General features: G+C 61.4%; 18 protein-coding genes and 3 tRNA genes. 5 read left to right on the top strand and 16 right to left on the bottom strand.

What is annotated here, in order from left to right; translation table 11 throughout:
• Positions 1 to 27 precede the first annotated feature (27 nt).
• The 10 genes from rplL to I6L39_RS07920 form a co-directional block, all read right to left on the bottom strand.
• The gene (rplL, locus tag I6L39_RS07965) at positions 28 to 393 is read right to left on the bottom strand and encodes a 50S ribosomal protein L7/L12 (RefSeq protein WP_010675957.1); all 366 of its coding nucleotides are present in this window, start codon (positions 391 to 393) and stop codon (positions 28 to 30) included.
• Positions 394 to 444: 51 nt separating this feature from the next.
• A complete protein-coding gene (gene rplJ, locus I6L39_RS07960; RefSeq protein WP_005339895.1) occupies positions 445 to 945 on the bottom strand; it encodes a 50S ribosomal protein L10 in 501 nt (166 codons plus the stop codon).
• A gap of 256 nt (positions 946 to 1,201) precedes the next feature.
• A complete protein-coding gene (gene rplA / locus I6L39_RS07955) occupies positions 1,202 to 1,903 on the bottom strand; it encodes a 50S ribosomal protein L1 (protein WP_010675958.1) in 702 nt (233 codons plus the stop codon).
• A 4-nt stretch (positions 1,904 to 1,907) separates the two neighbouring features.
• Positions 1,908 to 2,336 (bottom strand): 50S ribosomal protein L11, encoded by a 429-nt coding sequence (gene rplK, locus I6L39_RS07950; RefSeq protein WP_005306313.1) that lies wholly within the window; start codon positions 2,334 to 2,336, stop codon positions 1,908 to 1,910.
• Between the two features lie 134 nt (positions 2,337 to 2,470).
• Positions 2,471 to 3,022: a transcription termination/antitermination protein NusG gene (gene nusG / locus I6L39_RS07945; protein ID WP_010675959.1), complete on the bottom strand. Its 552-nt coding sequence runs from the start codon at positions 3,020 to 3,022 to the stop codon at positions 2,471 to 2,473.
• A gap of 9 nt (positions 3,023 to 3,031) precedes the next feature.
• Positions 3,032 to 3,403 carry a preprotein translocase subunit SecE gene (gene secE, locus I6L39_RS07940; RefSeq protein ID WP_010675960.1) on the bottom strand — a complete coding sequence of 124 codons (372 nt, stop codon included), beginning with the start codon at positions 3,401 to 3,403 and terminating at the stop codon, positions 3,032 to 3,034.
• A gap of 60 nt (positions 3,404 to 3,463) precedes the next feature.
• Positions 3,464 to 3,540: transfer RNA gene (locus I6L39_RS07935), tRNA-Trp, on the bottom strand.
• Between the two features lie 52 nt (positions 3,541 to 3,592).
• On the bottom strand, positions 3,593 to 4,777 hold the full coding sequence (tuf, locus tag I6L39_RS07930; RefSeq protein ID WP_209795068.1) for an elongation factor Tu: 1,185 nt from the start codon (positions 4,775 to 4,777) through the stop codon (positions 3,593 to 3,595).
• A 172-nt stretch (positions 4,778 to 4,949) separates the two neighbouring features.
• A tRNA-Gly gene (locus tag I6L39_RS07925) sits at positions 4,950 to 5,024 on the bottom strand.
• Positions 5,025 to 5,062: 38 nt separating this feature from the next.
• Positions 5,063 to 5,147 (bottom strand) — tRNA-Tyr (locus I6L39_RS07920).
• Between the two features lie 263 nt (positions 5,148 to 5,410).
• On the opposite strand from I6L39_RS07920, the gene coaA reads away from it, so the two are divergent.
• Positions 5,411 to 6,349 (top strand): type I pantothenate kinase, encoded by a 939-nt coding sequence (coaA, locus tag I6L39_RS07915; RefSeq protein ID WP_216991500.1) that lies wholly within the window; start codon positions 5,411 to 5,413, stop codon positions 6,347 to 6,349.
• A gap of 59 nt (positions 6,350 to 6,408) precedes the next feature.
• On the opposite strand, the gene birA is transcribed toward coaA, so the two are convergent.
• Positions 6,409 to 7,374 carry a bifunctional biotin--[acetyl-CoA-carboxylase] ligase/biotin operon repressor BirA gene (gene birA / locus I6L39_RS07910; protein ID WP_216991499.1) on the bottom strand — a complete coding sequence of 322 codons (966 nt, stop codon included), beginning with the start codon at positions 7,372 to 7,374 and terminating at the stop codon, positions 6,409 to 6,411.
• On the bottom strand, positions 7,371 to 8,408 hold the full coding sequence (murB, locus tag I6L39_RS07905) for a UDP-N-acetylmuramate dehydrogenase (RefSeq protein WP_216991498.1): 1,038 nt from the start codon (positions 8,406 to 8,408) through the stop codon (positions 7,371 to 7,373). Before murB ends, birA begins: the two co-directional genes overlap by 4 nt.
• Positions 8,409 to 8,533: 125 nt before the next feature.
• Here murB and I6L39_RS07900 point away from each other — a divergent pair, with 125 nt between their 5' ends.
• Positions 8,534 to 9,187, top strand: coding sequence for a TrkA family potassium uptake protein (locus tag I6L39_RS07900; RefSeq protein ID WP_042078808.1), 654 nt, complete (start codon positions 8,534 to 8,536; stop codon positions 9,185 to 9,187).
• Positions 9,184 to 10,539: a TrkH family potassium uptake protein gene (locus tag I6L39_RS07895; RefSeq protein ID WP_216991497.1), complete on the top strand. Its 1,356-nt coding sequence runs from the start codon at positions 9,184 to 9,186 to the stop codon at positions 10,537 to 10,539. Before I6L39_RS07900 ends, I6L39_RS07895 begins: the two co-directional genes overlap by 4 nt.
• A gap of 244 nt (positions 10,540 to 10,783) precedes the next feature.
• Here I6L39_RS07895 and I6L39_RS07890 read toward each other — a convergent pair whose 3' ends face one another.
• Positions 10,784 to 12,772 (bottom strand): DNA topoisomerase III, encoded by a 1,989-nt coding sequence (locus I6L39_RS07890; protein WP_216991496.1) that lies wholly within the window; start codon positions 12,770 to 12,772, stop codon positions 10,784 to 10,786.
• A gap of 274 nt (positions 12,773 to 13,046) precedes the next feature.
• Between I6L39_RS07890 and I6L39_RS07885 the strand changes: the two genes are divergently transcribed.
• Complete coding sequence (locus tag I6L39_RS07885; protein ID WP_216991495.1) at positions 13,047 to 14,177, top strand: NapC/NirT family cytochrome c; 1,131 nt, start codon at positions 13,047 to 13,049, stop codon at positions 14,175 to 14,177.
• Positions 14,178 to 14,200: 23 nt separating this feature from the next.
• A complete protein-coding gene (gene torA / locus I6L39_RS07880; protein ID WP_216991494.1) occupies positions 14,201 to 16,681 on the top strand; it encodes a trimethylamine-N-oxide reductase TorA in 2,481 nt (826 codons plus the stop codon).
• A gap of 152 nt (positions 16,682 to 16,833) precedes the next feature.
• On the opposite strand, the gene I6L39_RS07875 is transcribed toward torA, so the two are convergent.
• The 3 genes from I6L39_RS07875 to I6L39_RS07865 all read right to left on the bottom strand — a co-directional run bounded on the left by I6L39_RS07875 (position 16,834) and on the right by I6L39_RS07865 (position 19,438).
• Positions 16,834 to 17,295: a hypothetical protein gene (locus I6L39_RS07875; RefSeq protein WP_209795060.1), complete on the bottom strand. Its 462-nt coding sequence runs from the start codon at positions 17,293 to 17,295 to the stop codon at positions 16,834 to 16,836.
• Positions 17,296 to 17,400: 105 nt separating this feature from the next.
• The gene (locus I6L39_RS07870; protein ID WP_209795059.1) at positions 17,401 to 18,750 is read right to left on the bottom strand and encodes a sensor histidine kinase; all 1,350 of its coding nucleotides are present in this window, start codon (positions 18,748 to 18,750) and stop codon (positions 17,401 to 17,403) included.
• Positions 18,751 to 18,781: 31 nt separating this feature from the next.
• Entirely contained in the window at positions 18,782 to 19,438 is a 657-nt protein-coding gene (locus I6L39_RS07865) for a response regulator transcription factor (protein WP_025328630.1), read from the bottom strand.
• Between the last annotated feature and the right edge of the window lie 52 nt (positions 19,439 to 19,490).

Here is a 19,490-nt window from a genome sequence, read left to right as displayed (position 1 = left end):
TATCAGGCTAATCTACATAAATGCAGATTATTTGATCTCAACAGAAGCACCGGCAGCTTCCAGCTCTTTCTTCAGAGCTTCAGCTTCGTCCTTGGACACGGCTTCTTTCAGATTGGTCGGAGCAGCTTCTACCAGGTCCTTGGCTTCTTTCAGGCCCAGACCGGTAGCGCCACGAACGGCCTTGATGACGGCAACTTTGTTGGCGCCAGCAGCAGTCAGAACTACGTCGAACTCGGTCTTCTCTTCTACTGCTTCAGCAGCAGCCGGGCCGGCCATGACGGCAGCAGCGGCAGAAACACCGAACTTCTCTTCCATAGCTTCGATCAGCTCAACAACTTCCATTACGGACATGGAAGCAACGGCTTCGATGATTTGGTCTTTAGTGATAGACATGACAAAAATTCCTGATGTTGAATAAACTCAAACAGCCTAGATAGGCGAGAATCAAGCAGCAGCTTGTTTCTGGTCGCGAACAGCAGCGATAGTACGAACCAGCTTGCCAGCAGAGGCTTCCTTCATGGTAGCCATCAACTTCGCAATTGCTTCTTCGTAGGTCGGCAGCGTGGCCAGACGATCAATTTGTGCTGCGGCGATAAACTCACCGTTAAAAGCGCCAGCCTTGATTTCGAACTTTTGGTTCGCTTTGGCAAACTCTTTGAACAGACGAGCGGCAGCGCCCGGGTGTTCGTTGGAGAAAGCAATCAAGGTAGGACCGGTAAATGCGTCGTTCAGGCACTCGTATTCGGTACCTTCTACCGCGCGACGCAGCAGGGTGTTACGCACAACGCGCATATACACACCAGCTTCACGAGCGGTCTTACGCAGGACGGTCATCTTGTCTACAGTGACGCCGCGAGAATCGGCTACAACTGCAGAAAGAGCGCCTTTGGCAGCTTCGTTGACTTCAGCAACAATTGCCTTTTTGTCTTCGAGTCCCAATGCCATTGGCTTAACTCCTGGATTGAATCCGGGTCTGTTGACCCAGTACTGACACATCCCCCCTACCTTTACAACAGAGGGGAACGATGCGGTAGCAGGATTCCAGAAGAGAAAGAATCTTTCTCGCTGGGTTTCCGGCACCGTCTACGCAGGAAGAATTAAGGCCCTGCGGCCTCCTGCGGTCTTGGACGGAGGTCGAAACCCCCAACCAATCAAGGCGCAAAATTATAGATTAAATTTTGCGCCTTGTAAAACCCATCAATTAGGCCTGCGCTTCCAGGGAAGCTTGGTCTACGGCAACACCGGCACCCATGGTGGTGGAGATGCTGACTTTCTTGATGAATACACCCTTGGCGGAGGACGGCTTGGCCTTCTTCAAGGCAACCAGCAGTGCTTCGAGGTTTTCTTTCAGCTGAACTTCGTTGAAAGAGACCTTGCCCAGGGTGGTGTGAATGATACCGTTCTTGTCGTTACGGTAACGAACCTGACCAGCCTTGGCGTTCTTGACGGCTTCGGCTACGTTCGGAGTCACGGTACCAACCTTCGGGTTCGGCATCAGGCCGCGCGGGCCCAGGATCTGGCCCAGTTGACCAACAACGCGCATGGCATCCGGGGATGCGATCACGACGTCGAAGTTCATCTCGCCTTTCTTGACCAGCTCGGCCAGGTCGTCCATACCAACCAGTTCAGCACCGGCAGCCTTGGCGGCTTCGGCGTTGGCACCCTGGGTGAACACGGCGACACGGATGTCACGACCGGTACCGTGCGGCAGTACAGTCGCACCACGTACGTTCTGGTCGGATTTACGAGCATCGATACCCAGGTTAACGGCAACGTCAACGCTTTCAACGAACTTGGCAGTAGCCAGTTCTTTCAGCAGGGCAATGGCTTCGTTGATGGAGTACTCTTTGGTACCGTCAACTTTTTCGCGAATAACGCGCATACGCTTGGACAGTTTAGCCATTGTCTTACTCCTCCACTACCAGGCCCATGGAACGAGCGGAACCGGCGATGCAACGTACTTTTGCATCCAGATCGGCACCAGTCATATCCGGCTCTTTGGTCTTGGCGATTTCTTGCAGCTGAGCCACAGTCACCTTACCAACCTTGTCTTTGTTCGGCTTGGCGGAACCAGACTGGATACCAGCGGCTTTCTTCAGCAGGAAGGAAGCGGGCGGAGTCTTGGTTTCGAAGGTGAAGGAACGGTCGCTGTAAACGGTGATCACGACCGGAGTCGGAGAACCTTTTTCCAGCTTTTCTGTACGGGCGTTGAATGCCTTACAGAATTCCATGATGTTCACACCGTGCTGACCCAGAGCAGGACCAACGGGAGGGCTGGGGTTAGCACTGCCAGCCTTAACTTGCAGCTTGATATAAGCTGTGACTTTCTTAGCCATTACAAAAATACCTCAAAAATGGGTTCTAACGCCTCGGAGACATGCTCCTGCAAACGGCTCCCCAACAAATAAAGGGGCAGCGAATTATAGAGATAATCGCTGCCCCTGACAACCGTTAAACGTACAGAGATTAATCAGCCTTTCTCGACCTGACCAAAATCCAGTTCTACCGGTGTTGAGCGGCCGAAGATCAGTACGGAGACCTTCACGCGGCTCTTTTCGTAGTCCACCTCTTCAACAGTACCGTTGAAGTCGGCGAACGGACCATCGGCAACCCGGACCATCTCACCCGGTTCAAACAGGGTTTTCGGACGCGGCTTGTCGTGGGCATCTTGCAGACGATTGAGGATGGCATCCGCTTCTTTATCGGAGATAGGAGCGGGACGATCGGAAGTGCCGCCGATGAAGCCCATGACGCGCGGTACATTGCGTACCAGGTGCCATGTGGTCTCATCCATCACCATCTGAACCAGGACGTAGCCCGGGAAAAATTTGCGCTCACTCTTGCGCTTCTGGCCAGCGCGCATCTCGACCACTTCTTCGGTCGGGACCAGCACTTCGCCAAACAGCTCTTCCATGCCATGCATCTTGATATGTTCACGCAGGGATTTGGCAACCCGGCCTTCATAGCCGGAAAACGCCTGCACCACATACCATCTCATACGCTGTTCACGTTGTTCAGTCATGGCTTATCCTTACACACCGGTAATCAGGTTGACCAACCAGACCAAGGCACCGTCCAAGACGAACAGCAACAGCCCCATCACGGCGGTCACCGCCAGCACTATCAGGGTTGTCTGAATGGCTTCCTGACGGGTTGGCCATACGACCTTGCGGACTTCCAGGCGAGACTCACGAGCAAAAGCCAGTGTTGCCTTGCCCTTGGTGGTTTGCAGGGCCACTGCACCGGCAGCGGCGATGACAACGACCACACCCAGGGCGCGGACGGCAGCAATAACGTCGCTCAGCAGGTAATTGCCCACTACAGCGGCCGCCAGGATGATGAAAACCAGGCCCCAAAGCAGGGTATCCTTGCTTCCGCCCTGACCCTCAGAACTAACACTCATACAACCCACCTGTATCTGACGTAACCAAAGACACAAAAGCCCCGTACGAGACGAGGTATATGGCAGGGGCGGCAGGACTCGAACCCGCAACCATCGGTTTTGGAGACCGCTGTTCTACCAATTCGAACTACGCCCCTGCATAAGAAAGCCCCTATTATAGGGGCTTTGCTTTATTTATGTAAGCCAAGATTAAGCGATAACTTTGGCTACAACACCAGCACCTACGGTACGGCCACCTTCACGGATAGCGAAACGCAGGCCGTCGTCCATCGCGATCGGCGCAATCAGGGTAACAACCATCTTGATGTTGTCGCCCGGCATCACCATCTCTACGCCTTCCGGCAGTTCGATGGTACCGGTCACGTCGGTAGTACGGAAGTAGAACTGCGGACGGTAGCCCTTGAAGAACGGGGTATGACGACCACCTTCTTCTTTGGACAGTACATACACTTCGGATTCGAACTTGGTGTGCGGCTTGATGGTGCCCGGCTTGGCCAGTACCTGACCACGCTCCACGTCTTCACGCTTCACGCCACGCAGCAGCGCGCCAACGTTCTCACCAGCACGGCCTTCGTCCAGCAGCTTGCGGAACATTTCAACACCGGTACAGGTGGTCTTGGTGGTATCTTTGATACCCACGATTTCCACTTCTTCGCCAACCTTGACGATACCGCGCTCTACACGACCGGTTACTACGGTACCACGGCCTGCGATGGAGAACACGTCTTCGATCGGCATCAGGAACGGCTGGTCAATCGCACGCTCCGGCTCCGGGATGTAGGTATCCAGGTGGTTTGCCAGTTCCAGGATCTTCTCTTCCCACTGAGCGTCGCCTTCCAGCGCTTTCAGTGCGGAACCACGTACGACCGGCAGGTCATCACCCGGGAAGTCGTACTCGGACAGCAGTTCGCGAACTTCCATCTCGACCAGTTCCAGCAGCTCTTCGTCATCGACCATGTCGCACTTGTTCATGAACACGATGATGTACGGAACGCCTACCTGACGACCCAGCAGGATGTGCTCACGAGTCTGCGGCATCGGGCCGTCAGTCGCTGCTACTACCAGGATCGCGCCGTCCATCTGGGCAGCACCGGTGATCATGTTTTTAACGTAGTCGGCGTGACCCGGGCAATCTACGTGGGCGTAGTGACGGGTAGCGGTGTCGTATTCTACGTGGGAGGTGTTGATGGTGATACCACGCTCACGCTCTTCCGGTGCCTTGTCGATCTGGTCGAAGGCGAAAGCTTTACCACCGAAGTGCTTGGCCAGCACGTTGGTGATGGCAGCGGTCAGGGTGGTTTTACCGTGGTCAACGTGGCCGATGGTACCCACGTTAACGTGCGGTTTATTACGCTCAAATTTTTCTTTAGACATGATCGTCCCTCTAAACTAACGCTGAGTACGCGGTGGCAAGCTAACCACAGAACAGTTTATATGATGGATTTGAATCAAGGGGAGCAGAGAGGCTGGTGCTGACAGGCTGGTTCGATTGCCGAACTCACCCTAGGGTGTGGCTTTCAGAATTACCTGAGCCATATCAGCATCTTGGAGCGGGCAGCGGGAATCGAACCCGCATCATCAGCTTGGAAGGCTGAGGTAATAGCCATTATACGATGCCCGCATTTCTCTAACCCAAAGAACTCAAACCGCAGAGAAATATGGTGGAGGGAGAAGGATTCGAACCTTCGAAGGCAGAGCCGTCAGATTTACAGTCTGATCCCTTTGGCCGCTCGGGAACCCCTCCGGTTGCATAAATGCCACAACGGTAATTCTGCTTGCACCCGTTGTTTTTGTCGCTTTTGCTGGGCAAATAGACGACAGACATCCAAGCGTCGCGCATTTTATGGTAAGGATTTTGGGGATGCAACCATTGCGCCTTGCAAAATGTGCATTATTGCCGGGATCTAGGCAAAAAAGCGCTCCTTCTCCGTCCCAACCGGACGCGTCCCTTGTCGCTCCCGACCCCTTGGTGTATGGTCGCCCTGCCCAAGAAACAGTGATGACACCATGACGACAGAGCATAACCCCTATTTGCAATTCACCCGCGAACAATGGGCGTTATTGCGCGATGCGGTCCCCCTGACCCTGACCGAGCACGATCTGCAGACCCTGCGCGGCATCAACGAGAAGGTGTCATTGCGGGAAGTGGAAGAGATCTACCTGCCCCTCTCCCGCCTGCTCAATCTCTACGTCAAGGCCAAGCAGCGGCGCAGCCGGGTGCTGGAGCAGTTTCTCGGCCAGTCCCGCGGCAAGGGCACCTATATCATCAGCATCGCCGGCAGCGTGGCGGGGGGCAAGAGCACCACGGCCCGTATCCTGCAGGCACTGCTGGAACGCTGGCCTGAGCACCCCAGGGTGGAGCTGGTCACCACGGATGGCTTCCTGTTTCCCAACAAGGAGCTGGAAGCCCGCGGCCTGATGCGCCGCAAGGGCTTCCCCGAGTCCTATGACATCCGCCATCTGGTGGAGTTTGTCGCCAATATCCGCGCCGGCCACGAGAAGGTCGAGGCCCCCGTCTACTCCCACCTCGTCTACGACATCCTGCCCGACGAGAAGAAGGTAGTGGAGCAACCGGACATCCTGATCCTGGAAGGGCTCAACGTGCTGCAAAGCGGCATGGACTACCCCCAGGACCCCCATCGCGTCTTCGTGTCCGACTTCGTCGACTTCTCCATCTATGTGGACGCCGACGCCGAGCTGCTGCGCACCTGGTACATAGACCGCTTCCTCAAGTTCCGCAGCGGCGCCTTCTCGGATCCCGACTCCTATTTCCACCACTATGCCAGGCTGGCGGAGAGCGAGGCCACCGAGATCGCCAACAACATCTGGCAGGATATCAACTACCTGAATCTGCAAGAGAACATCCTGCCGACCCGGGAGCGGGCGAACCTGATCCTGACCAAGGGCAGGGAGCACGCCATCGAGCAGATCAAGCTGCGCAAATAATGACAGCGACGAAGAGGGGGCCCATGGGCCCCCTCTTCTCATTCATGCCGGATGGAGTCTCAGTCCCCCCGGCGCAGGGAGATCTCCCCGCCCAGGTAGAACTTGATCCCCTCCTCCGTCTCCAGCCGCAGGGCCCCGCGATCGTCGATGCCCCTGGCGATCCCGCGGATCACCTGATCCCCCATCAACAGTTTCACCGGCTGGCCGGCGAAGTGATCGAGCCGGTTCCAGCTCTCGACGAAGCTCGCCAGCCCGGTCTGCTCGAAGGTCTGCATGGCCTGCTGCAGGTGCAACAGCACGCAGGCGGCCAGCTGGTTGCGGTCCACCAGTTCGGGCTGGATGTGGCGCAGCTCGGACCAGGCCTGATCGATCTTCTCCCCCTCCCGGCTCGGCATCGCAAGATTGAGGCCGACCCCGATCACCAGATTGCAGCTGGCACCGGCACTGCCGCTCATCTCCACCAGAATGCCCGCCAGCTTGCGGCCCTGATAGTAGAGATCGTTCGGCCACTTGAGCTCAACCCCTGGATAACCGAGCGACTCCAGCGCCTCCACCACGGCCACCCCTACCGCCAGGCTGAGCCCCATGGCGGCCGCCATGCCCTGCTCCAGCCGCCAGTACATGCTGAGGATCAGCTGGCAGCCGAAGGGGGAGACCCAGGGCTTGCCGCGGCGCCCCCGGCCGGCGGTCTGACACTCGGCCAGACAGCTCTCGCCTGAGCTCAGCTGGTTGACCCGCTCCAGCAGGTACTGGTTGGTGGAGTCGATCACCGGGAAGCAGTGCACCGGTGCCATTGGAGCCAGCGCCCGCAGCTGCGCCTCGTCATAGAGCGCCATGGGCACCGCGAGCCGGTAGCCTTTGCCGGTCAGGCTGAATAAGTCCAGCCCCAGCTCCTTGAGCGCAGCCATGTGCTTACTCACCGCCGCCCGGCTGATGCCGAGCCGCTCGCCGAGCTGCTCGCCCGAGTGGAACTGGCCGTCGCTGAGCAGGGTGATCAGCGTCTGCCGGATGGGGGTCAGGATCATGCCAGTACCTCATCGAGCCGGGTCTCGCCGCTGCGGCCCATGAAGCGCACCTCGTGCTCCAGCACCACCCCGAACTTCTGCTCCACGCTGTCCCGCACATGGGCCGCCAGGGCGATCAGCTCCATGGCGCTGGCGCCTCCCAGGTTGACCAGCACCAACGCCTGCTCCTGATGGACGGCGGCACGGCCGATGGCGAACCCCTTGAGGCCGCACTGATCGATCAGCCAGCCCGCCGCCAGCTTCACCTGACCGTCGCCGGCCGGGTAGCTGGGCATCTGCGGGTATTGCTGTCTCAGGGTCTCAGCCAATGCGGCAGGCACCACCGGGTTCTTGAAGAAGCTGCCCGCATTGCCGAGCACGGCGGGATCCGGCAGCTTGGCCATGCGAGTGGCACAGACGGTGTCGAAGATGGCTTGTGCACTCGGCGCCTCCCCCAAGGCGGCAAGGGGGCCGTACCCCGCCACCGGTCGCCAGGCCTTGGGCAGACGCAGGCCGACGGCGGTAATGAAGTGGGAGTCCTGACAGGCGTGCTTGAAGATGCTGTCACGGTAACCGAACTGGCAATCGGCGGCGTCGATGTGCTCCACCTCGCCGCTGTGCCAGTTGAATGCCTCCACATAGGCGCAGACACTGGCCAGCTCGACCCCGTAGGCACCGATGTTCTGCACCGGGGCGGCACCGACGGTGCCGGGAATGAGCGCCAGGTTCTCCAGGCCGTACCAGCCCTGCTGCAGGGCATGGCACACCAGCTCGTGCCAGTTCTCGCCGGCCGCCACGTGCAGCAGCCAGTGATCCCCCTCGTCGTGCAGCGTAATCCCCTTCAGGCCGTTGTGCACCACCAGACCGGCGAAGTCATCGCAGAACAGGATGTTGCTGCCGCCGCCCAGCACCAGGCGTGGCAAGACGCCCAGCTCGGGGTGAACCCGCAACTGTGCGAGGTCATCCAGCTGGGTCACGTCTGCCAGCCAGAGACAGTGCGCATCCAGCGCCAGGGTATTGAGGGTCGACAGGGAGGCTTGGGGGGTGAGTTTCATCTGCGTGTTCCGACAAGGACAGGGGGGCAGTTTACCCCAGATCCCCCGGGACAAAAAACCCGGACACTTTTCGGACTCACACCGCTGGAGTAGAGTAACGCCTTCAGTTCCTTGAGGAAGCATGAATGAACAATCAATTCGCCGTCATCGGCCTCGGCCTGTTTGGCAGCGCCCTGTGCGAAGAGTTGCAGCGGCAGGATGCCGAGGTGCTGGCCATCGACATCGACGAGGTCAAGACCCGCCAGATAGCCACCCTGTGCAATCATGTCATCGTCGCCGATGCCACCGACGAGGCCACGGTCGCCGAACTGGGTCTGGCGAATTTCGACATCGTCTTCGTCGCCATCGGCGACAACCTGGAGACCAGCATCCTCACCACCCTCGTTCTGAAGGAAGCCGGCGTGAAGAAGGTGTGGGTCAAGGCCCGCGACAAGTTCCACGCCAAGATCCTGCAGAAGGTGGGGGCCGACAAGGTGATCAACCCGGAGTGGGACATGGGGCGCCGGGTGGCCCAGAGCATGCTGGACAACCGGCTGTTCGACTATCTGGAGCTGGGGCACGACATGGTGCTCACCGAGTTCGTCATCGGCCTGCAGCAGAATGCCCGCACCCTGGCCGACCTGCACCTGTTGCAGCAGAACGACTTCCAGCTGCTGGCCATCAAGCGCGGCGAGGTCCTGCACAACGTGCTGACCGGCAAGATGGAGCTGCAGCTGGGTGACATCCTGATCCTGGCTGGCAACAAGCATGCCATCGACCACTGGCTCGACACCCTATGATCAGCTGGCGCAGCAACTACGCCTTCACCCTGTATCGGGATGACAACTCCCGCTGGAGCGAGGCCAGGCTGATCCTGGGCAGCTTCCTCATCATACTGCTGGTCGGCACCCTGTTTCTGGTGCAGCCCTCCAGCCACAAGGGGGAGGTCACCTTCATCAACGCCCTGTTTACCGCCACCTCGGCCATCAGCGTGACCGGCCTGGGGGTGGTAGATACCGGCACCGCTTTCACCCTGCAGGGGCAGATCATCCTGCTGATGCTGATGGAGATAGGCGGGCTGGGCCAGATGACCATGACGCTGCTGCTGATCGCCATGTTCAGCAAACGGGTCGGCCTGCGCCAGCAGGTACTGGCCAAGGAGGCGCTGGGCCAGGAGGGCTCGGTCAACATCATCCAGCTGGTGAAGCGCATCGTCTTGTTCGCCCTCATCGCCCAGCTGATCGGCACCGGCATCATGGCCATTCGCTGGGTCCCCGAGATGGGGTGGAGCCACGGCCTCTATGTCAGCTTCTTCCACGCGGTGTCGGCCTTCAACAACGCCGGGTTCTCGCTGTTTGCCAACAATCTGATGGACTATCGCGACGACCCCCTCATCAGCCTGACCATTCCGGCCCTGCTCATCCTCGGCGGCATCGGCTTTACCGTCATCGTCGATCTGGTGCGCAACCGCCGCTGGCGCAAGCTGAAGCTGCACAGCAAGCTGATGCTGCTGATGACCCCGGGGCTGCTGCTGCTGGGCACCCTGATGTTCTGGCTGCTGGAGCACGACAACCCTAACACCCTGGGCCAGAGCAGTCTGGGCGGCCAGTGGCTGGCGGCCTTCTTCCAGTCGGCCACCGCACGCACGGCGGGCTTCAATACGGTGGACATCGGCCAGATGGTGCCGGCCTCCCTGCTGTTCATGATGATGCTGATGTTCATCGGTGCCGGGGCGACCTCGACAGGGGGCGGCATCAAGGTCACCACCTTCGCCGTCGTCCTGCTCGCGACCCGGGCGTTTCTGACCAAGCGCCCCCATGTCACCGCCTTTGGCCGCACCCTATCCCCCCAGATAGTGACCCGATCGCTCGCCATCATCATCGTCAGCACCATGGCCCTGATGCTGGCCATGTTTCTGTTGATGCTCACGGAATCACAGCCCTTCGACAAGATCATGTTCGAGACCATCTCGGCCTTCGCCACCGTCGGCCTCTCGACCGGCATCACCGCTTCCCTGAGTGAACCGGGCAAGCTGATCCTGGTGCTGGTGATGATCTGCGGCCGTCTGGGCCCCCTCACCCTGGCCCTGATGCTGGCCAGACCGAGCGAGACCCGGATCCGTTACCCGGAGGAAGGTGTCTATACAGGTTAATTCACTGCTGTTATTGGATTATTTCAATAGAGAAGAGGGGCGAAAGCCCCTCTTCTCTATGGCAGACATCGACCTCTGAACGACTTAGAACCTGTTTATGATCTTACTGCGAGGCCGTGATCAAGGCTCATGTGCTGCTCGCTTGTTTGTAACAAAGAGTGCTCATGTATGGCTTATACACTCCGGTTCCTGCGCTGCTCTTCACCTTGCTGACAACCTCTCGCGACAGATCGTAAACAGGTTCTCAAGCCGCCTTGGTTCGAGTGGTGCGCTTGCCCGTGCCCTTGCGAGGGCTGGCTCCTGTGCCAGCACCGCCCTTGCCCCCGCTCTTTCCACTGCTGCGACGAGTGAAACGGCGCTTGTCGGCGCCGGGGGCCGCCTTGGGCAGGGCGCTGAAGCTGGCACCGGAGTCCTGCCTGGCCCCCTCTATCAAGGCGTTCAGCTGCTCCGTCAGCGGCCCCATAAACTGCTGGTAGCTGCCGTGACGCTCGGCGATCCGGCCGAGGCTCTGCTCCCAGAGCGCCGTCATGTCCGGCGTGGTGGCGCCAGGGGGCAGCGCCTGGACCAGGGCCCGCCCGGTGGGTGTCGCCTTGATGCTCTTGCCCTGGCGCACCAGGAAGCGGCGCTTGAACAGCAGATCTATGATCCCGGCCCGGGTCGCCTCGGTGCCCAGACCGTCGGTCTCCCGCAGGGTCTTGCGGATCTCGGGATCCTGAACGTAGCGGGCGATGCCTGTCATGGCGGCTAGCAGGGTGGCATCGGTAAACGGCTTGGGGGGCTGGGTCATCTTCTCCAGCAGCTCGCCCCGCTCGCAAAATAGTTGCTCCCCCTTCTTCAGGGCAGGCAGGGTGCCCGCCTCCTCCTCGTCATCCTCCTCCACCCCGAGCAGCGCCTTCCAGCCCGCCTTGAGGATGCGACGCGCCTTGGCCTGGAACAGGCCGCCAGCGATGCGCAGCAGCACCTTGCTGTCGTTGTACTCGAACGGCGGGTAGAACTGCAGCAGATACTGGCGGGCGACAAGGCCATACAGCCTGGCCTCATCCCCGCTCAGGCTCCCCTCGTTGCCCCGCTTCTCGGTGGGGATGATGGCGTGGTGGGCATCCACCTTGCCGTCGTTCCACGCCTTGCTGCGGATCCTGCCGTCCGCCTCGGCCACCGCCTTCGCCAGCGCCGGCGCCGTGGCGGCGATGGCCTCCCGCACCTGGGGCGCCCGATGGAAGTGATCGCTCGGCAGATAACGGCTGTCGGATCTGGGGTAGGTGATGAGCTTGTGACGCTCGTAGAGGCTCTGGCAGACGTCCAGCACCCGCTTGGCATCCATGCCGAACCGCTTGGCCGCATCGATCTGCAGGCTGGAGAGGTTGTAGGGCAGCGGCGCCGCCTGCTTGCGGGCCTGCTCCTCCACCTCTTCCACCAACGCGGGTTGCCCCTGGATCCGCTCCACCACCTTGGCGGCCAGCGCCCGGTTGAGCACCCGCCCCTCTTCATCCTGCCAGGGGAGGCAGGCTTCCGAGGGGAGCCACTTTGCGGTGAAACGCTCATTGCCCCCAGTCAGCAGGTGGGCCAGCACCTCGTAGAACGGCTTGGGCACGAAGGCTTCTATTTCGAGATCCCGCCGCACCACCAGCCCCAACAGCGGCGTCTGCACCCGCCCCACCGACAGCAGCTCGTTGCAACCCCCCTTGCGGCCGAGCAGGGTGTAGGCCCGGGTCATGTTGATGCCATAGAGCCAGTCGGCCCGGCTGCGGGCCAGGGCCGACACAGCCAGCGGCACGAACTCCTTGTTGTCCCGCAGCTGGTCCAGGGCACGACGCACCGCCGGCGGGTTGAGATCGCTGATGAGGCAGCGCTGCACCGGCTTGCTCTTGGGGTAGCCGAGAAAGTCGATCACCTCGTCCACCAGCAGCTGCCCTTCCCTGTCCGGGTCGCCGGCGTTGACCACGCAGTCGGCCCGCTTGATGAGCCCCTTGATCACATTGAGCTGAGCCCGGGTCTTGGGTTTGGCCACCAGTTGCCACTGCTCGGGGATGATGGGAAGCGATTCCATCCGCCACTGCTTGTAGGCGGCGTCATAGGCGTCGGGCTCCGCCTGCTCCAGCAAGTGGCCGATGCACCAGGTCACCACGTCCCCCTGCGCCGTCTCGATGAAACCCTCCCCCTTCTTGTGGGGCTTGGGCAGAACGTCGGCGATGGCGCGGCCAAGGCTGGGTTTCTCGGCGATAAAGAGTCGCATGGAAGACACACCTGAATACTGTATATGCGAACAGTATACATCCCGCCACGCGCAAACCCCAAGCCCCGGGCTGTCACCTTGTTCCGCCCTCCGCACCTGAGTCTCACCCGTTCAAAACAGGAGAATCAGACTTAAATTCATAAAAAAACGAAAATAGAAAACTTTTAACAGCCAAATAGTTTCCATCGAAATAAAAACCATGACCGAGGTCAACCCCTGGTTTCCCAGGACTACTACTATATTGGTACTACCCGATTCGAAGGACACTGCCACCATGCTTGGAAAAATGTTGAGAAAGCCCTGGTTCTGGCTTCTGCTGCTGGGGGCCCTGCTGGGGATCGCCGCGCTGGGGGTCACCGTCTCCGTGCTGCACAAGACCAGCTCCACCGAGTTCTGCGTCTCCTGCCACTCCATGCAGACACCCCTCGCCGAGTATCAGGGCAGTGTCCACTTCCAGAACACCAAGGGGATCCGCGCCGAGTGTGCCGATTGCCACATCCCGGGCGACCCCACCTCCTACCTCTGGACCAAGATCCGCGCCGTGAAGGATATCTATCACGAGGCGATCGGCACGCTCGACACCCCTGAGAAATACGAGGCCCACAAGCTGCGGATGGCCCAGACGGTGTGGGATCAGCTCAAGGCCAACGACTCCGCCACCTGCCGCAGCTGCCACAGCTACGAGGCGATGGACATTCTGGCCCAGCGCCCCAATGCCCGTGCCGAGCACCCGGTCGCCATCAAGGAAGGCCAGACCTGTATCGACTGCCACCGCGGCGTCGCCCACATCATGCCTGACATGAGCGGCCTGGCTGCCGCCGGTGCCAGCGAGCTGGCGCAGGCTGCGGCCCAGACCCCGGCCAACGTCACCACCCGCTATGCCATCGCCACCACCCCGCTGTTCCTCGATGCCGCCGCCAAGACCGACGAAGGCACCCTGATGCCCTCCACCCAGGTGGAAGTGCTTGCCAACGAAAACGGCCGCGCCAAGGTGCAGATCGAAGGCTGGCAACAGGACGGCGTGAGCGAGGTCTTCTATGCCGCCCCCGGCAAACGGATCCTCAGCGTACTGGTCGGCGATGCCGCCAAGAAGGCGCTGGTCACCGGCCAGAGCGAGACCGACAGCGCCACCAACCTCACTTGGCATCAGGTCAAGCTGACCGCCTGGGTGGACCAGAGCCAGCTCATCGGCGACCAGGGCAAGCTGTGGCAGTACGCCTCCACCCTGATGTCCAACAACTGCACCGGCTGCCACGGCCTCACCGCGCTGGATCACTTCAACGCCAACCAGTGGATCGGCGTCATCAAGGGGATGGAATCTCGTACCTCCCTGACTCCGGAACAGGCTCGCATGTTGACCCAATACGTGCAGAAGCACGCCAGCGACATGAGCGCGGCCCACTGAGGCTGGCACAGAGGAAAACCGTTATGACTTTTTTCAATGACAAGAAGACCAATCTGTCCCGCCGCAACCTGCTCAAGGGCCTCGGCGCCTGCGCAGCCCTGCCCCTGCTCGGCGGCATTTTTCCCAAGAGTGCGCTGGCACAAGCCATCAGCACCGCATTGAGTCAGTTCCCGACCCTGGTGTCCGCCCAGAAGGGCATTCTGACCGGCGCCCACTGGGGGGCCTTCGAAGCCATAGTCGCCGATGGCCGCATGATCCGGGTGCAGCCGGTGGCCGATGATCCGGCGCCGAACGATCTCATCGATATGGCGCCGTTCCAGGTGCACGCCAAGAACCGCATCAAGTACCCCATGGTACGCAAGAGCTGGCTGGAGCACGGCCCGGGCGCCAAGCCGGAGCTGCGCGGCGCCGACGAGTGGGTGCGGGTGAGCTGGGACAAGGCGATCGAACTGGTGGCCGGCGAGATCCAGCGGGTCCAGAGCGACTTCGGCCCGCAGGCGATCCACGCCGGTTCCTACGGCTGGAAGAGTGTCGGCATGTTCCACAACAGCCGCACCCTGCTGCACCGACTGATGAACCTCTCCGGCGGCTTCACCGGTTATGCCGGTGACTACTCCACCGGAGCGGCCCAGGTAATCATGTCCCACGTGATGGGCTCCATCGAGGTGTACGAGCAGCAGACCGCCTGGCCCAACGTGGTGGAGAACGCCGAACTGGTGGTGCTCTGGGGGGTCAATGCTCAGGTGACCCTGAAGAACAGCTGGAACATGCCGGATCACGAGGGTCAGGCCGGCTTCAAGGCCCTGAAAGAGAAAGGCACCCGGGTCATCAGCATCGACCCCGTCTACAACGAGACCGCCAAGCTGGTCGGTGCCGAGTGGATTGCCCCGAACGCTTACACCGACGTGGCCATGATGCTGGGTGTCGCTCACACCCTCTACAGCGAGAAGAAGCACGATCAGGCCTTCCTCGATCGCTACACAGTCGGCTTCGACACCTTCCTCGCCTATCTGCTCGGCAAGGAGGACGGCCAGCCCAAGAGCGCCGAGTGGGCGAGCACCGTCTGCGGTGTCGAGGCCAAGGTCATTCGCCAGCTGGCCCTCGACATGGCAGCCAAGCGCACCATGATCATGGCCGGTTGGGGCATGCAGCGTCAGCAGCATGGCGAACAGCCGAACTGGATGCTGGTGACCCTGGCCGCCATGCTGGGCCAGATCGGCCTGCCGGGCGGCGGCTACGGCTTCAGCTACCACTACTCCTCCGGTGGCAGCCCCACCGCCAAGGGCGGCATTCTGGCGGGTATCTCCGCTGGCAACGCGCCGAAGAACAGCCCGGCCCCGATCCCGGTGGCCCGCATCGCCGACTGTCTCGCCAACCCGGGCAAGACCATCGACTTCAATGGCCGCAAGGTGACCTATCCGGACATCAAGCTGGTCTACGTGGCGGGCGGCAACCCCTTCCACCACCATCAGGACACCAACAACCTGCTGCAGGCGTGGCGCAAGCCGCAGACCGTGATCGTTCACGAGCCCTACTGGACGGCCACCGCCAAGCACGCCGATATCGTGCTGCCGGTCACCACCAGCTACGAGCGCAACGATCTGGAGATGGGTGGCGACTACTCCCAGCGCTATGTGTTCCCCATGCACCAGTGCGTGCCGCCGCAGTTTGAAGCCCGCAACGACTTCGATATCTTCAGCGCCATCGCCGCCAAGCTGGGCGTGCAGGAGCAGTACACCGAAGGAAAGGACGAGATGCTGTGGCTCAAGCAGATGTACGACGGCATGGCGGCCCAGGCCCGCGGCGCCCGCGTGGCACTGCCGCCATTCAACATGTTCTGGGAATCCAACAACTACGTGCGCTTCCCGATCCCCGAGGCCAACCGCCAGTGGATCCGTCACGCCGATTTTCGCGAGAATCCGCTGCTCAACCCGCTAGGCACCCCGTCCGGAAAGATCGAGATCTTCTCCAATACCGTGGCCGGGATGGGTTATGCCGACTGCGCCGGCCATCCCAAGTGGTATGAGCCCAGGGAGTGGGTGAAGAGCGAGATGGCGGCGCGTTATCCGCTGTCCCTCAACACCTCCCACCCGACCCAGCGGCTGCACTCCCAGCTCGACAACACCCCGCTGCGGGACAAGTTCGCCATCGCCGACCGCGAGGCGATCATGATCCATCCCGCCGACGCCAAGGCGCGCGGCATCCATGATGGCGATCTGGTGCGCGCCTTCAACGAGCGCGGCCAGATCCTGGTGGGCGCCCTGCTCTCCGAGGATGTGCGTCAGGGGGTGGTGCGGATCTGCGAAGGGGCCTGGTATGACCCGGCCAAGCCGGGGGAAGCGGGCAGCATCTGCAAGAACGGCAACGTCAACTGCCTCACCTTCGACGAAGGCTCGTCCAGCCTGGCGCAGGGCAACTGCGGCCACATGGCCCAGCTGCAGATCGAGAAGTACGCAGGCCCGGTGCTGGCCAACACCGCCCACGCGGTACCGGCCAACGGCTAAGCAGGTTGTAACCCAATAAAAACGGCGCCATCAAGGCGCCGTTTTTTATCGCGGGTTCCCGTTTCCTGTGTGACTCAGAAGTCGCCCTCGACCATATACTCTTCGGCTCACTCCACCCGCCTTGCAGCCAGAGTGCGCGCGGACAAGATGACTCAGAAGTCCCCTTCCACCATATACTCTTCCGCACACTCCACCAGCTGTGGCCAGAGCTCTTCCGGCACCCAGGCCTCGGGGTCGTCCTCGTCACCGTCATACTGGCTCCAGAAGAAGGCCCTCAGGCCGCTCGCGAAGTCGTCGCTCAGCTCCGCCAGTTCGGAAAGGGGACCAAGCCAGGCGATGCGGCGCAGGCCGGAGGCGAGATCGTTGATGGCATCCATCAGGCCGCGATCGTCCAGGCTCTGCTCCACCAGCAGGGTGAAGCGCTCGCGGGCGCTCTCGGTCTGATCTTCGTCCAGCTCCCCCACGTCGGCCAGCAGGTCGACGAAATCCTCCAGCAGGAACTGGATCAGGGCGTCCCTGTCCTCGAACCACTGGATCTGGGCCCCCTTGGTGCCCAGCACGGAGGCATCGAACGAATCGTCGAGATGACACAGTGCCCACGGATCGTCAGTCATTGCTACCCTTCCTCAACCTTGAAACAAGAGCCTTATCTTATGCCGGCGACCCGTCCCTTGCCAGCGCGGGCGGCGGCCCGAAGGCCCCTGATGACAAACCCCGACCTAACTCTCGACCCTGGCGACCTTGGGCAGCGACAGAGAAGCGGCCAATCCCCCCAGCTCGGCCCGCCCCATGATGAGGCTGCCGCGGTAGGCTTCCGCTAGATCGGAGACGATGTTGAGACCCAGACCGGAACCCGGCACCTTCTCGTCGAGCCGCACCCCGCGCAGCACCGCCTTGGCGATCTGATCCTCGCTCATGCCGGGGCCGTCATCTTCGATGCGCAGGGTGATCCAGCCCCCCAGCTCGGCGCTGGAGATGCGCAGCCGGCCGGCGGACCACTTGAAGGCGTTTTCCAGCAGGTTGCCCACCATCTCGTCGAAGTCCTGCTCCTCCACCCCGACCGCCAGACTGGCCGGCACCTGCAGATCCACCTCCCGGCCCGGATAGAGGCGGGAGAAGGCGCGGCAGATGTACTCCACCCGGGCCCGCACCGGGGTCGAGACCCCGAGGATCTTGGCGGCACCGGTCACCCGCGCCTTGCCGAGGTGGTAGTCGATGTGGCGCTGGATCTGGTCGAGCTGCTCGCCGATGGCGGCCTGATCCTCCGGCGGCAGCTGGGCCACCTGGTTGCGCATGATGCTGAGCGGGGTCTTGAGGGCGTGGGCCAGGTTGCCGGTGTGGGAGCGTGCCCGCTGCAACAGCTCACCGTAGTGGTGCAGCAGGCGGTTGATGTCCTCCACCAGGGGCTGGATCTCCAGCGGGTAGCGCAGCCTGAATCCCTCCTGATGGCCCTGATGGACGCGGCTCAGCTCGCGGCGCAGCAGGTGCAGCGGGCGCAGGCCGTAGACTATCTGGAACATGAAGCCGAGCACCAGGCCGGTGGCGGCGAAGCCGAGACCGAGGAAGAGGCTGATGCGCGTCTTCTTCAGGGTCTGGGTCAGGGCGCTGCTGTCCTTGGCCATCACCAGGGTAAAGACCCTATCCGAGCCCGGCAGCAGCACGGTGCGGGTCATGATCAGCAGGGGCTCCTTGTTGGGCCCCTTGCCGACGAAGAGATCCGGGTCGCCGAAGGCCGACTTCAGGCCATGGGCGCTCAGATGGGCATCCCACAGGGAGCGGGAGCGGCTGACCACCGTCTCCCCCAGCTCCAGCTGCCAGTAGTAGCCGGAGTAAGGCTGGCGATAGCGGGGATCCGCCATGGGTTCGGTGACGACCGGCAGGCCGTCCGGCTGGATCTCGAGGCGGGCGAGCAGATCGTAGAGTTGCAGGCGCAGGCCGTCGGCCTCCGCCTCCTGCCAGTAGTTGCGCATCATGGTCTGCAGGCTGAAGCCGGTGGCGAACAGGAAGAGACCGCACCAGACCATGGCGATGACCACCAGCCGTCCCCGCAGGGTGCGTACCAGCCTCATTCAGCCCGCCTCGCGATCCCCTGGACCCGGCTCATTCGTTGATCCGGTAGCCGAGGCCGCGCACCGTCTCGATGAGATCGGCGTGGGTCTTCTTGCGGATCCGGCCGATAAACACCTCAACCGTATTAGAATCCCGGTCGAAATCCTGGGCATAGATGTGGTCGATGAGCTCGCTGCGGGACACCACCTTGCCCCTGTGCTGCATCAGGTAGCCCAGCACCCGGAATTCGTGGGCGGTGAGCTTGATGGGGGTGCCCTCGTACCAGACCTGGGAGGCCGCCATGTCGAGGCGCACGCCGCCGATCTCGAGGATGGAGCTGGCATTGCCCGCCGCCCGGCGTACCAGGGCCTGCACCCTGGCCACCAGCTCGGCCACCTGGAAGGGCTTGGTGAGGTAGTCGTCGGCCCCGGCGTTCAGCCCCTCTATCTTCTCGTGCAGCTGGCCCCGTGCGGTCAGCACCAGCACCGGGGTGTCGATGCCCTTGCTGCGCCACTCCTTCAGCACGCTCAGGCCGTCGCGACCCGGCAGGCCGAGATCCAGGATGATGGCGTCATAGGGTTCGGTCTCGCCGAGAAAGCCGGCCTCGTTGCCGTCGTGGCAGAGATCGGTAACAAAGCCGGACAGGCGCAGCTGTTCCGCCAGCTGGCCCGCCAGGATCTTCTCGTCTTCAACTATCAGAATTCGCATAAATGGGTATCCAAAGCAGAGTTGTGCCTGTCACGGCGGCGATTGGGGAGAG

This window comes from Aeromonas sp. FDAARGOS 1409, assembly GCF_019048705.1.
Lineage (GTDB): Bacteria > Pseudomonadota > Gammaproteobacteria > Enterobacterales > Aeromonadaceae > Aeromonas > Aeromonas sanarellii.
This window is presented reverse-complemented; position numbering and strand designations above follow the sequence as displayed.

Bases quoted from the DNA above. Each gene is read 5' to 3' on its own strand.
- rplL (WP_010675957.1), bottom strand. From the start codon at position 393: ATGTCTATCACTAAAGACCAAATCATCGAAGCCGTTGCTTCCATGTCC.
- rplJ (WP_005339895.1), bottom strand. From the start codon at position 945: ATGGCATTGGGACTCGAAGACAAAAAGGCAATTGTTGCTGAAGTCAAC.
- rplA (WP_010675958.1), bottom strand. From the start codon at position 1,903: ATGGCTAAACTGTCCAAGCGTATGCGCGTTATTCGCGAAAAAGTTGAC.
- rplK (WP_005306313.1), bottom strand. From the start codon at position 2,336: ATGGCTAAGAAAGTCACAGCTTATATCAAGCTGCAAGTTAAGGCTGGC.
- nusG (WP_010675959.1), bottom strand. From the start codon at position 3,022: ATGACTGAACAACGTGAACAGCGTATGAGATGGTATGTGGTGCAGGCG.
- secE (WP_010675960.1), bottom strand. From the start codon at position 3,403: ATGAGTGTTAGTTCTGAGGGTCAGGGCGGAAGCAAGGATACCCTGCTT.
- tuf (WP_209795068.1), bottom strand. From the start codon at position 4,777: ATGTCTAAAGAAAAATTTGAGCGTAATAAACCGCACGTTAACGTGGGT.
- coaA (WP_216991500.1), top strand. From the start codon at position 5,411: ATGACGACAGAGCATAACCCCTATTTGCAATTCACCCGCGAACAATGG.
- birA (WP_216991499.1), bottom strand. From the start codon at position 7,374: ATGATCCTGACCCCCATCCGGCAGACGCTGATCACCCTGCTCAGCGAC.
- murB (WP_216991498.1), bottom strand. From the start codon at position 8,408: ATGAAACTCACCCCCCAAGCCTCCCTGTCGACCCTCAATACCCTGGCG.
- I6L39_RS07900 (WP_042078808.1), top strand. From the start codon at position 8,534: ATGAACAATCAATTCGCCGTCATCGGCCTCGGCCTGTTTGGCAGCGCC.
- I6L39_RS07895 (WP_216991497.1), top strand. From the start codon at position 9,184: ATGATCAGCTGGCGCAGCAACTACGCCTTCACCCTGTATCGGGATGAC.
- I6L39_RS07890 (WP_216991496.1), bottom strand. From the start codon at position 12,772: ATGCGACTCTTTATCGCCGAGAAACCCAGCCTTGGCCGCGCCATCGCC.
- I6L39_RS07885 (WP_216991495.1), top strand. From the start codon at position 13,047: ATGCTTGGAAAAATGTTGAGAAAGCCCTGGTTCTGGCTTCTGCTGCTG.
- torA (WP_216991494.1), top strand. From the start codon at position 14,201: ATGACTTTTTTCAATGACAAGAAGACCAATCTGTCCCGCCGCAACCTG.
- I6L39_RS07875 (WP_209795060.1), bottom strand. From the start codon at position 17,295: ATGACTGACGATCCGTGGGCACTGTGTCATCTCGACGATTCGTTCGAT.
- I6L39_RS07870 (WP_209795059.1), bottom strand. From the start codon at position 18,750: ATGAGGCTGGTACGCACCCTGCGGGGACGGCTGGTGGTCATCGCCATG.
- I6L39_RS07865 (WP_025328630.1), bottom strand. From the start codon at position 19,438: ATGCGAATTCTGATAGTTGAAGACGAGAAGATCCTGGCGGGCCAGCTG.